This window comes from Gallibacterium anatis DSM 16844 = F 149 (genome assembly GCF_000379785.1).
GTDB lineage: Bacteria > Pseudomonadota > Gammaproteobacteria > Enterobacterales > Pasteurellaceae > Gallibacterium > Gallibacterium anatis.
In genome coordinates this window covers 1-14,453 of sequence record NZ_KB903724.1, presented here as the reverse complement: position 1 = coordinate 14,453, position 14,453 = coordinate 1, and the positions used below count along the sequence as shown (strand labels likewise).

The 14,453-nt window shown below is 40.4% G+C and carries 3 protein-coding genes and 1 pseudogene; 1 reads left to right on the top strand and 3 read right to left on the bottom strand.

The window, feature by feature from the left end; genetic code table 11:
- The 3 genes and pseudogenes from A3EO_RS0109440 to A3EO_RS0109430 form a co-directional block, all read right to left on the bottom strand.
- Positions 1–620: pseudogene (locus A3EO_RS0109440) on the bottom strand (hypothetical protein); the annotation flags it as partial.
- 143 nt (positions 621–763) lie between these two features.
- On the bottom strand, positions 764–12,718 hold the full coding sequence (locus A3EO_RS12885; RefSeq protein ID WP_018346956.1) for a YadA-like family protein: 11,955 nt from the start codon (positions 12,716–12,718) through the stop codon (positions 764–766).
- A gap of 65 nt (positions 12,719–12,783) precedes the next feature.
- Positions 12,784–13,434 (bottom strand): IS1595 family transposase, encoded by a 651-nt coding sequence (locus A3EO_RS0109430; RefSeq protein ID WP_018346955.1) that lies wholly within the window; start codon positions 13,432–13,434, stop codon positions 12,784–12,786.
- Positions 13,435–13,877: 443 nt separating this feature from the next.
- Here A3EO_RS0109430 and A3EO_RS0109425 point away from each other — a divergent pair, with 443 nt between their 5' ends.
- The gene (locus A3EO_RS0109425; RefSeq protein ID WP_018346954.1) at positions 13,878–14,399 is read left to right on the top strand and encodes a helix-turn-helix domain-containing protein; all 522 of its coding nucleotides are present in this window, start codon (positions 13,878–13,880) and stop codon (positions 14,397–14,399) included.
- Positions 14,400–14,453: the final 54 nt, after the last annotated feature.

The following is a 14,453-nucleotide window of genomic DNA, read 5'->3' as shown; positions in this document are numbered from 1 at the left end:
TCTGAACCAGTCTGATTTTCTGTTTCTGAACCAGTCTGATTTTCTGTCTCTGAACCAGCCTGATTTTCTGTTTCTGAACCAGTTGGATTTTCTGTTTTAGAATCAGTCCCTATATGATCTGTCGCATCTTTAAATACTTCTACAACACCTATAGTTAAAGCAGCAGCACCACGTGAAGCAGCCCCAACTAACCAAGGACTAAATGACCATAATTCAGATACAGCTTCACCACCTAATGTTTGAACTGCTGATTGACTAGAAACTAGCGTATTAATTAAATCTGCTTTTTCAGCGTACTCAGGTAGATAATGATAAATCTCGCCAGCTTGATTTTGCCCAACCAAATAACTAGTTTTGTAAGCTGCAGTATCTTCAGAGTAAAAACCTTCTAAAACCAAATCAGGAGAAGTTGCTTCATTTCCTTCAAATGTAATAGCTAAATCATTTCCTACGCGTTTTGTTACAACTTTTTGAGGTGCTAAACCTGTATCTTCCTCAATAAATAAGTAATTCACTTGTGCTTGAGCTTTTATTGATAAAGGATGTGTTTGTCCAGTTTTAAGAAAAAACTCATTTATTGTCCGTTTTTCATTATTAATTTTTAATAAAATTTTTTTCATAATATTATCCAAAAATGCATTAAATAATATCTTTTATAATATAAAAGATTCAGACTGCTGACAAACCTCTAGACATACCTCTAGAGGTTTGTCAACAGTCTGATAGCACCCAATTGGGTGCTATTTAATTTATATTCCAAAAGTTACCAAGTATAACCTACACTGAATGAACCGCCAGTATCACCACTGCTGGTTGTCATACCAGAGAGACGGATTCCGACTTTACCATTATCAGAAAGTTTAGAGAAGCCCAACGCTACCGCACTTTCACCCTTGAAGGTTGCTGTACCTACTGAAACAGTTGTACGTCCCGGTTGAGTGGTTTGTTGTAAACCAGCTGTTGCCATTGCACCAGCAATACCCCCTCTCGACTCTTTGGTTAAGTTATCAACACGTTTATTTACTTGACTAATCGCTTTTGTTGTACCAGAAGCTAAACGTTCAACTTGTCCCACTGTTGCCACATCTGATTTATCAACACCATCTGCTACACCAGTAATACGAGCACCATTTACATTTAATGCTGCTGGTTTATTAGTGTCTGCTGGCTCAGATGTTAACTTCACCTTGCCTTGGCCAATAGTGATAGAGTTATCTACAGTAATATCTTGTTTTAATTTAACGGTATAAGTTTTCTTACCGCCAGATTCTCGTGGATCAACTATAATATTACTGTTATCACCAATAACCTCAACACTATCTTTAGCTCTCTTCACAACTTCCTTAAACGCATCACTAATCGTTGTCTTACCAGTACCACCGATACCATCTGTGCCATTCTTAACTGTAACTTTGCCATCTTTATTTTCAAAGTCATTGCCAAGAACATCTGCAACAGATTGTGCCGTAGCATGAAGTTGTCCGCCATTAACGGCTTGTTTACTACCTTCTGCAACTTTACCATTACCGACATTATCAATAGTAAGTCCGTTATTCTTAGCATTTTCAGTCATATCCGTGTCTTTTTCTGGAGTAACGACTTTCATACCATTAATCTTCGTTAATAAAGGATCTTTAGATTTCTTTTCATCAACTTCACCATTCGGTTTAAGAACAACAAACTTATCACCAACTTTCGCTAATGTATCTCCGTTTTTATTCACATAACTCATCGGAATACCGTTAACGTTGATGGTATAACTAAAGACACCATCTGATTCTTTTTTAATATCAGAAACAGAAGTATTGATGCCATTTTTAACCTTGATTGTATTACCTAAGTTAATCTTCTGTGGTTTACCGTTAGTGTCAACATTCAAGCCTTCAGCCAAGGTTTTGTCGATGTTACTAATATTAGTATTGATATTGGTTACATCTCCTTTCACCTTGCTAACTTCGCTATCCACATAGCCTTTGTTAGCAGCATCAGTATTTTGGGTTGGAACAGCCACATTGGTGATGACAGAACCACCAGCGTCAATGGTTTTCTCTTTGACAACATTACCATCCTCATCTTTGACTGTTTTACCGTCTGCATCTGTTTTATCACGGCTACCAAAGTCTAAAGAACCTTCGCCAGCTTTACCGCCAATAGAGTCGATACCAGTTAACTTATCACTTAACTTAACATTGACCACACCACCGGTTTCTGTTGAAGTCTTGATGTTGTCATCTCCATTAAAGGTCAAGCCTTCTTTAAGAGTAGTGGTTTTGGCAGTGGCATCAGCTCCATCACCACTAGCTTTGTAGCTAAGTTTCACACCTGCATCACCAGTACCGTTGATATCTTTCTCAGTAATGATTTTAGAGCCATTTTGACCGTCGACTCCATCACGACCAGGTTCTCCGTCTTTACCTTTAGTGCCATCTTTACCGTTGACACCATTGATCACGACAACTTCTCCTTTATCATTCACCCCGATAAAGCCGTCTTTACCGTCCTTACCACTTTCACCATCATCACCGTTTTTACCGTTGAGGATGATACCTTCAAAGTGAGGAAGTTTCTTCATCTCAATCCGAACAGTATCTGTACCATCTGCATGAGTGATAAGGTTATCTGCAGAGTAATCTACAGAGTAAGCTTTAGTTAAATCAGCTGCTGTTTCTGGTTTAGCATCTTTAGTATAAACCCTGCCAGAACCTAGAATTTTGAAGGTCTCACCTAAAGCACGATGAATATTTACACCATCATTACCCATAAAGATTAAACCAGCTTGAGCAACGGTTTGTAAGTCACGTAAAGTTACCGCACGTTTCAATTGAGCTGCGATGTCTGCATTAGTTGAACCATCAAGTTTCAACAATTTAGCTACTTCTTTACTTGCTTTCTCGCCAGCAAGTTTAGATTTAACGCTTGCTTTCTGTTCGTCTGTTAACTGATCAGGATCAAGACCTAATTTAGTTACTGCGTCATTAACTTCATCATCAGTTGGTGAGGCGATAGTAGTAAGATTATGCTTCAAGTTAGCAATCGTTACAGGCGCTGTTGTTTTTCCATCAGGATTAACCGCAGAAAGGATAACTTTATCATTGCCTAATGATTTATCACCATTTTTTGCCTTAATAGAAGCATCATTCAACTGAGCTAAGGTACTACCTTTAGCATCTGTATCGTTTACTGAACCATCTTTATTAACCTTGTCAGCATCGTACCACAAGCCATTGTTTGCTTTGACTTTACTACCAACAAGGCTAGTATCATAGTACTTACCGTTTTCAGCCAATACACGGTTACCTTTGGCATCAGTGTAAACCAATGTACCCGCCACACCATCACGAAGTCCTTGGACTTTGTTTACGATAGTTGTGCCGTTCATACCGTCTTGACCAGCAGGTCCCACAAGCCCCTGACCATCTTTACCATCTTTACCTGGTACACCTGGTTGACCGATAGCTGGCGTACCATTCACACCATCAGCGCCATCTACACCGTTCACACCGCTAGTACCGTCTTTACCATTCATACCAATTTGTGCAGCCACTTTGTTTAATTGGGCTAAGTTCACTGCAGAATCATCCGCTGTACCATTTGCCACACCTTTAATTTCCACAGGTTTAGCATCAGCTCCACCATTACTTAAAGTTACTGTTGGTTTATCTGTTGTACCACCTGGAGTAAAGACTACTTTCGGTGTATTAGTACCAGCACCTTGTAAGGTTAATGCTTCAAAGCTTGGTGCTTTCTTCATCACAAATTGAATTTGATGATTGGTTGCATCAACAAAGGTAGCTAGGTTCTTAGCATCGTATTTGTCTTTGCCTTCTAAACCGGCATCAGCATCTTTAGCACCGATTAAGTTTAACGCCGTACCTAATGGACGATGAATAGTAAGTCCCTTATTATCTGCAGTAGCATCAATTGAACCTGTAAAATCAAGCCCCGCTTGTGCCACTGCTTGTAAATCACCTAAGGTTGTCACTTTATTTAAGATAGCGCCTGATAAAGCATAAATACCTGATTTGCCATCCTGATCTACGATAATCGTATCTTTATCTGCACCAGAGCCTCCTTTCTTCTTACCAGCAATCACTTTTTGGGCTGCATCTGCATTAATCGCAGCTGGAGTAGATAAATTTCCACTAGCACCGTTATCCGCTGCACCAGTTAAGCCTAAACCACTTGCGATATTAGCTAATGATACTGGTGCTGTGGTTGTAGCATCAGGATTCAATAGTTTAGCACCTGCTACGGTTGCTGCTGTTGGTAAAGCATCACCTGTTAGAGCTGTTACACCTGTTTTTGGTTGTCCATCATCACCAATATCAGTTGCGCTATACCATTGACCATTCACATATTTCTTACCATTCACCGCAGCAGCAGTGTAATAGTTATCACCGTATTTGGTTAAAGTGTTGCCCTCACTATCTACATAAGCAGTTGTTTGATCAACGTGAACGGTATAAATGCTATGTCCATCAGTCGCTTTGGTTGAGGTAACCACCGCTGAACCTGTACCTTTAACTTCTGTTTTCGCAGCATCAGTAGCTGTTTTCACTTGGGTATCAACATAGTTCTTGTTAGCAGCATCGGTGGCATCCGTTGGATCAGCAACATTTTTCAACTGTACCGCTGTTGATGGTTGCCCATCAGCTGCTGGGGTATTGAATGTAATTGTTGCTGGTTGAGCAGATGTTCCTGTACCACTTGCTGGCGTTGAATTAATCGTTACACCATTACCACCACCAACTTTTACGGTATTAAACACAGGATTTTCACTTAAGCCAAGTTCAACGGTTGTTGTGCCATTAGCTTTAGATACTTTGGTACGCAAGTTAGTGCCAACATAGTTAGTACCATTGTCTATAATAGCTGTCGTGCCAGCGTGAATAATACTAATTTGCTCATTTGCGCCCACTGTTTGCTTGCTGTTATTATCTGCATCTACACCAATACCAGTATTCACCGCAGAAATTAACTGGGTAATTGCTGTGTTAAAATCTGTTGGTGCTACAGTATTACCAGAAATTTGCTTAAATGTTGGTGCTGCAAAAATATTGCTTGTTTCAGGATCTACACCTAATACTGTTTTTGCCAAGCTATATAACTGGCTACCATTAATAGCATCTGTACTATTAGTTGTGATACTGCCTTTAGTTAGACCAGTTAATGTCGCACCATTTGTGCCATTTGTACCACTGCTTAAGGTAATCGAGTGATCACCTAAGGTAATTGACGCACCTGTACCATCTGTACCATTAGAGATTGAAGTAATACCTGTTAATGCTGGCTTAACGTTGAATTTCACTACACCATTATCACCAACTTCTGCAGTGGTATTGGTGCCGTCAGTGAAGTTCAATCCATCGGTAAAGGCAACTTTTTTCTTAGTCTCATTACTATTTGCTGTGTAACTTAACTCAGAGGTGTTAGAAACTCTGTCTAAACCAATCGCTTGTTTCCAAGCTGTTTTTTGGTCATCCGTTAAGTCTGCCATATTAGACGCATCTTTCTTAGCGAAAGTATCGCCCAAGGCATTCACTACTGCAGATTTAGTAACTGCAACTTTATAAGTGTCACCACTGATGCCGTCTGATTTTGTGCCAGTTACGGTTGCTAGGTTGTCTGTTGTAGTGTCATCTTTGCTCACAATAGTTTTCGCACCTGATACCGCTGAATATACCGCACCTGAAGTAACAACTTTACTACCATCAGTTTCAGTAGAAGCCACAACTGAGGTTGCTTTATTCAAGCTCAACGCTACGCTACTACCACTTGCTTTAGTAGTAATGTCATCATTACCCGTAATAGCAAATGATAAGCCCCCTAATTTATTTAGAGTTTGAGCAGTTGTTTTGCTATTACTATCGCCTGTTAATGTCAATGTGTTGTCGCCCAATGCACCAATAGCACTATTAATTGCTGTCGCTACTGTATTTGCTGTGGCATATGCATTACCTGTATTACCAGCTGTAATTTGACCATTATCTCCTTTAGTCAACGTTGACTGAGTTAAGCTAACTTTGATTTGGTTACCATCAACTGAGGTGGTTACGCCTTTATCGCCAACAATATCAAAACGGTTATTGGCTTGACTTAAAGCGATACCCGCTGCACTTGCATTTGTATCAGCACCTATAGTAAGTCCTTGTAATGCAGAATCTGCTTTACCTAGTGAGGTTTGTACATCATCTGCCAATTTCGCTTTAGTTACGTTTTTATCCGTAATTTTATCTGTGGTTACTGCGTTAGTAGCTAGTTTAGCGTCTGTTACTGCACTATCTGCTAATTTAGCTGTGGTTACATTAGCGTCTTTGATCTTGCCAGTGGTTACGGAATCATTTGCTAACTTAGCCTCTGTTACTGCATTATCCGCCAACTTCGCTGTAGTAATACCTCCATCAGCCACTTGTACGGTTACTGATGAACCAGATGCGTTAGTGGTAATTGAGCTATCGCCCTGAGTAATATCAAATTTGATACCACCGTCTTGACCTAATGTTTGAGCATCTGTTACAGAAGCAGAATCGCCACCTAACTTAATCGTTTGAGTTGAGCTAACTGCATTACCATCATTACTAATCTTAGCAAGTTTCTCTTTCACTGCTTGAGTAAGATCAATCGCAATATTACCATCGCTTGCAGTGGTGGTGATATATTGCGAAATTGCACCTGATGTATCTGCACCTGTTGCGGTTGCAGTACCTGCACCCACAATATTTAAGGTGCTTCCCAACTGACGCGTAGTTGCCGTTCCTGTATTGCCAGAGAAGATTAAGCCACCATTTACCGCTGTAATTAAGCTATTAATCGCATTATTAGTTGAGGTTGGTGCTGTCGCTGCTCCATTAATTGCCTCGTAGGTTGGTGCAGTGTAAGCACCTGTTGGAGTGTTGAAACTTCCACCCAAATCGGTTGCAATTGATTTAAGTTGCGATAGATTTACTGCATCGGCATCTACGGTACCATTAGCTAAACCAGATAGTTTTTTGCTATTTAAGGTAACACCTGTATCACTTAAACTTAAGGTTGTTGCACCTGCTGCATTATCTGTCGCACCATTGGTTAATGAAGTCATATTGTATAACTTGTTATTTACATCAAACTTCACGCCAGTGCTATCCACCGTTGCAGTGGTGTTGGTGCCATTTATAAAGTTAACACCATCGGTTAAGGTTACTTTTGTATTACCTGAATTATTCGCTTTAAGTGTTAACTTGCCATCTTCTGATAAACCATCAAGTTTTTTCTTAGCCTCATCAGTTAATTTAACGGTTAATGATGAGCCATTCGCTGTTGTAGTAATGTAATTTGCACCATTCACTGCTAAGGTGCCATCTTTCAAATTAACTGATGGTGTGCCAGTTGTTGTATCCCCTGAAAAATTCAAGGTACTGCTTAAGCTATTAATTGCCTTATATACCGCACCAGAGGTCACTGCTTTGGTATCACCCTCAGTTACTTCAGTGGCTTTATTGAGCGACAATGCGACTCCATCACCACTTGCAGCGGTAGTAATATCACTATTACCTGTAATCGCAAAAGATAAACCGCCTGATTTATTCAAGGTTTGTGTGCTTGTTGAAGAAGAGTTATCACCCGTTAGCTTGAAGGTGTTACTTTCTAAGGTATCTACCCCTAGTTTTTGTTTCCAAGCTGTTACATTCGCAGGTTGTAAATTAGACGCATCGGTCTTAGCAAAGGTATCACTTAAGGCAGTGGTTAATTTTGATTTAGAAACCGATAAGGCATAAGAATCTTTTGTTAACCCATCTCCTGCTGTCTTAGTGAGATCTAATAAATTATCCTCTCCTGTAACTTTAGTGACTTCTGTTTTTGCCTCTGTTACCGCATTATATACAGATTGTGCTGAAGCAATTTTATTGGTGTTCTCTGTCGATGTATTTGAAATACTATCGGCAACATTTACGCCAATCTTGAACTTTTTAGGTTGTCCGTTAGTACCATTTTCAGTGTCATCAACAGATACAGTTGTGTAACTGTCATTATTAACTGCTTTAACTAAACCAGTAATCACATCCTTACCATCACTGGTAATATTACTTAAATTAGTACCCGCTTTGCCTGCTAAATCACTTGCATTAGCTTTATTGTCAATTTCAGCGATTTTATTTTTAGTTGTGTCGTCTAACGCCACTGTATAGGTATTGCTATCCGCTGCTTTGGTTACGGCGATATTATCACCTGCCTTTACCACCGCTGTTGCGGCTTTGATCGCATCATGAATATTATCTTTACCTGTATCACCGATATTGGTAAAGGTGATTTCTCCCGTATCTGCGTTTAGTGCCGCATTGCCACCAAATTTAGTTTTAACCGTTGTGGCTAAATTGGTAAGGTAAGTATTGGTGTAATAAAGTTGCGAACCGTTGATAGCATCAGTTGAAGTTGCTGAAATAACGCCAGCTGCCACATTCTGGATTTGGCGTTCATTACCTTCTGAACCCACAGAAAGCACCGAATTCTTATTCGTTGTTGCATTTCTTAAATTTACCCTCGCAGTCGTATAAGCAGTACGCTTTTCAGTATTGGTCGTATCCGCATCGAACACCGATTTTGCATCACTTACAGCTTGTACCAACTGTGCATAAGTAGATTGTGTGATTACTGAATCAGTAGTTGGTTTAGCCGATACGGTATTCGTTGTATTTTCGCCACCAATGCTGAAAATACCCGATGTATGAACACCTGCATCAACAGAAGAATTAGCGCCCAACGCAACACTACCTACAGCCACGCTATCACCATCAACATCACTGTTTGCACCTAAAGCCATACTATTAGCTACGCTAACATTTGCATACTGTCCAATAGCAACAGCACTGTCAGCCCCTGCTGTAGAACCTTGTCCTGATGCAAACGCCGCTGAACCCGAAGCAACTGATGCTGTACCAAAAGCCACAGCATTCTCACCAGTTGCACCTGCATTTGAACCAATTGCAATTGAGGTATCTCCAGAAGCGTAACTATTCTGACCGATTGAAACTGATTGAAGTCCTAACGAATTGATTGCTGTACCAGAACTTGCTAGCTGCGTACCTGCTTGATTACCAATTGCAATTGCATTGCCTTTCTCATTGGTAGCTGTAATTTGTGCACCCAAGGCAACAGAGTTTACACCGTTCGCCTTAGCTGCATAACCAATTGCAATGCCATTCGTTGCCGTTTTTATTGCACCAGCTTGATTACCAATCGCAATGCTATCTGTGCCTTTTGCACCAGAATTCTCTTTATTGTAGTTAGATCCCGTTAAATCAGTTGGTGCTGTACTATTGACATTCACCCAGTTGACGCTATCACCAATACCGAGTTTGGTTTTCCATGTATTTAACTGTGTGGTATCAGTTGGTAAGTTAGAGCCATCAACTTTTACAAAAGTACTCGTTAAAGTTTGATCTTTTGCTAATTCAGTCGTATTCAGTGCTAAAGAGACACCCGCTGCTGCTGCCGTTGCGGTTAGGATTTTGCCATCACCTGTAATGGCAAATGATGGATTAGAACTAATTGCTTTCGCTCCTGTGGTACTACTATTATTACCTGTTAAAGTAATGGTATTCGCCCCTAAGGCATTCACTACTGAATAAAGTTGTGAACCATTAATCGCATCCGTTGAATCTGATGAGATTTTACCCGCTGCCACGCCTTGGATACGGCGAACTTGGTTATCACGGCCCACAGTAACCACGCCAACAGGGGTTGTTCCTGCAAAACCATTATAGGTTACGCCATTTACCGTTGCTGAAGGATACTCGGTGGTTGCCCCTGCGGTTCCAGAAGTAACGAGAGCAGTGTTATTTCCTAAGTAAACAGAGTTTGCTTGACTTGCGGTAACACTATTACCCAAGACAAAGGTATTCGCTGCACTGATATTATTGTTATTACCCACAGAATAAGAATTATCTGCATTGATAATGGTTGGGTCACCAAATGCCCCTGAATGGCTTCCAGAAACGGTATTTTTATAGCCGACTGAGATAGACTGTTCACCGTTCACGGTATTAGCTGTACCAATAGCAATTGAGTTTTTGCCTGATGCCGTGTTCTTGGTGGTATTTTCTGAACCGCCAATCGCAATGCTATTTTCACCCATTACGGTTGCCTCAAAGCCCAATGCAATACCGTGCTTACCGCCCACTGAACCATCGCTAGCTGCTGCGGTATTGGCTTTCCAACCAAAGGCAATTGAATCATCGCCTTTTGCACCATCGTTATTGTAGTTGGTATCGGCTTTAGCGGCAGTGGCTTCATCATTTGACAATGCGCCTGTCATCGTGCGAGCTTCGTCCTGTGTTTGCGCATTCTCAATCGCTGCCTTAATTTGTGCAACCAATTGTTGTCGCTTAGCTTCTTTGGCATCACCTTCAGTCATACCACCCAATTCTCTTTTCGCTGAAGCAATTTGAGCGTCAATACTAGCTAAGCTGGTAGCGGTACTAGAAACCTGATTATTATACAATGCCCCTAACTCTTCGACCTCTGCTTTATATTCATTAAAGGCTTCTTCGTTAAAGTTCTCGTTATTAATGTCCTTACGCATATTCAGGTATTCTAGCTGCGTTTTCATCTCAACATATTTTTGATAATTGTTGGTTTTCTCGAGCTTACCTGCTAATTCACCAGCTGCACCGGTTGAATTTTTGCGTTCAATACTAAGATACTGAACCCCACCCCCATCGGATAAATTGGCTAATTGGGTTTCAAAGGTATCGGTAATAGTACGTAATTGTGCAACGTTGACAGCATCGGTATCTAATGCACCCGATGCCACGTTAGTAATACGGCGTTCTTGTCCCTTAGACCCGACAGAAATAATCCCTGTTTTTTCTGAACTTGGTACAGTAATTGCCCCTTTTGCTGCCCACGCCTTCGTGTTCCAGGCTTCGGTGGTGTAGTCAGTTCTTGATTGATAACCTAACGCCACTGAGTTCGCTATTGATGCACTCGATTGAACACCAAATGCCATTGCAGACGCTGCCGTAGCACTCGAATTTACCCCAAAAGCAACCGAGTTGGTTGCATTATTCCCAACAGATGAAAACTGACCAATTGCCACAGATTGCCAAGCATTATTTCCAATTGAGGTTCCTTTACCTAACATAATAGAAGCCCTCGAGGTTGCGCCTAAGTTAATTGCCGAACCAATTAAAACAGAATCACTAGAAGAAGCACCAATAATATTACTCAAACCGACAATAATGTTATTGCCAGCCCCTGTACCACTCAGCACACGGTTATTTAAACCAACAACCACAGTATTGTCTGCTACCCCTACGATATAGTTATAGGAACCCAACCCTAAGGAGTTTACTGCATCAACTAATGTGCCATACCCTAAAGCAATACTATTATCTTTTAAGGCAGCTGAGTTATTCCCTAATACCACCACATTCGAACCATTTTTACTTGATTTTTTAATATCTACCGAACCAATGGTAAGATAGGCATCCCCTGTCTTTTGTGTTAACTGACCATCAGGTCGATCAGCAAAATACTTATCTACTGCAGCCTTAACAGTTGGAATATCTGAGATTGAACCATTAGCTTGATTATTGTAAGCCTGGATAAAATCTCCCCCATTCTGTATATAACTACCTGCCACTACTTGGTTACCGAGTGCCATTGAGTTATCACCAACCGCATACGCTTTATAACCATATGCCACTGTTCCAGTCTCAGTTGCTTCTGTTAAGTTACCAATTGCTACCGAGTTAGCCGAAAACACACGCGATTGACGACCAATTGCCGTTCCACCTTCTGCGTCACTTGCTACAAAAGCACGAATCCCCACCGCCGTAGATTTTGGCGCAAGCGCAAAGGACAATGAACCAAGCGCAGTGGACACCTCACCACCTGCTACGGTACGAGAACCAATCGCAATGGCACCTGTTTTAGCGGCATAAGTTGGGGAGAAAATACGATAATCCTTGCCATTTACCACCGTATTATAAGAACTATTAAAGGCATTTTGAGAATCAAAATAAGCACTACTTGCCCATAAACCCGAATAAATTGAACCTATCGTTGTTTTAGGTAATTTATCGCTATAAGCTGAAGTTTGCCAATTACTTGAACCAATCAAGTCATCGTTACCTATCGCAATCGAACTGTCACCACTAGCATAAACGTTTGCCCCGACTGCAACTGCTTGTGAACTTGCTGAAGAACGCTGTCCCACCACAACTGCCTGTTGCCCTAAGCCTTTAGAATAAGACCCCAAAACGGTTTGTCCTACTTCAGAGTTTGTGGTGACTTGATACCCTACAGCAACACTGTCAGAACCTAATATAGTACTTTTCGCACCAACTAAAACACTATGCTCCCCTGCGGATTGATGAATCCATGAACCATAACCAATTGACACCCCATAGTTTGACTGACATTGCGTATCATCATTCTGACCTGATTTAATAGACAAACTAACACTATAGTCCGCATTACTACAATTCGTTGTTCCTATACGCCCCCAGTATGTATAGACATTATTCGCGCTAGCTGTCTGTGAACCCCCTAAAAGCCCAAGCACAACCACTGCTGTGTAGAGTGGTGTTAGTTGGAATACCCCACCCCAAGTGCTTTGTTTTATAGCTGCGGACTTACGTTTTTCTGAAATTGATTTACCTCTACTTTTCGTCAATTCAGATACAGCGATAAATTGGTTTCGTGTTTTATCAAAGATGACTCTAAAGATATGATTCACAAGTAAATTCCTTAAATTAAATTTATAGATAGTGATTTGAAAAAATTAGGGGCTGTCCTCGATCACTAGACTAAACTCTCTTTAACTAGTTGTTTTAAATAGTAAATTTGGATTTTTATGTTACTGTAATTAAAACGCCATTCGCATTCCTTTAAATAAAGCTCAAAATGCGCTTTCGGAATACCATTAAATTTGCGTAAATGGCGTTTTGCTTGACTCCAAAAATTCTCAATTCCGTTAATATGATTATGATTTTCAGCAAAATGTGTGCTGTGATTGATGCGAAAATGACTAAATTCACTTACATCAAGTACATCATAACTACGATAAGTATCCGTGTAAACAATACTATCAGGCTTCACTTGTTCCCGAATAATAGGTAACAAGGTGGCTGATTGAGTATTCGGAACTTCAACAGTATAAACCTTGCCATTACGCTTGAGAAGCCCGAATACCGCAATTTTACCTGATGCACCACGACCACGCTTACCTTTACGAGTACCGCCGAAATAGCTTTCATCTGCTTCAATTTCACCTTCAAACATCTCTAAGTGAAGGCTTTTTTGATAGATGAGCAGGCGTAAGCGATGAAAGTAGTACGCAGCAGTTGTTTTGTTTACATTGACCAACTCTGCGGCTGTCCTTGCAGTAACACCTGCAACAAATAGCTCAATAAGTTTATTTTGTTTATGCTGACTTAGACGACTTTTTCTCATAGATATATCTTAACCTAAATGAAGTTTTTAGTCGTTATCTAGGACAGCTCCAAAGATAAAATTAGTGGATTTAGCTGGTTTGCATTGAATATTTTGGTTAATAAATGATAGCCATTACAATTTATCGGAGTTAAGTAGTCTAGCGCACCAGTAATATCATTCTGATTTGTTAGAGTGGGCTAGTTTGGCTAGTGAGTAATATTATTTCGATTTGTTGGAATTAAATAGTTTGTCTAGTACATAACTGTCATTTCGATTTGTTGATGTTAAGTAGCTGATTTAGTGAATAATAGTTATTTCAAAATCCTAAAATTAAGTATTCCATCACACCAAAATGTGCCGAATTTTATGCAAGTTGCTGAATGATCGCTCCTCTTCATCTTAATGATCTGCACCCCAAAAGTTGGACTAATTATCCATAATCACAGAGGTGCAGATTTTTTATGTTTAAATATACCCAAACCTTCAAACAACAAGTAGTTGATTTTTATTTCAAAAATCATGAAAGTGTCCCATTAACCAGTCATACGTTTAACGTGCCTAAACGTACATTAAGACATTGGATAGCGGTGTTTCAACATTCAGGTGCAAAAGGCTTAGCCCCGAGTCATCCAAATCAACGCTATTCGCCGGAATTTAAGCTAAAAGTGATTCAAACCATTCTATGTGGAGAAATGACGACAGAACTCGCGTATTTACACTTCGGTATTCCCGATGCGAGTATTATCAGAAGATGGTTGAAAATTTATCAACAATCCGGTATAGAGGGATTACAACCTAAACACCCAGGAATACCTGCGATGAAAAACCCACGCTATGCCAAAATGCCGCCACCCCCGAAAACAGAAGAAGAACGCTTACGTTTAAGAATTCTAGAATTAGAAACGGAGAATGCTTACCTAAAAAAGTGTCAGCAATTAGACCGAGAAAAAATGAGGAAAAAGCCAACGCTGTCCAAGAATTAAGAACAGACTACCCGTTAGACTTATTGTTACGGTATGCCGACTTAGCCAGAAGTA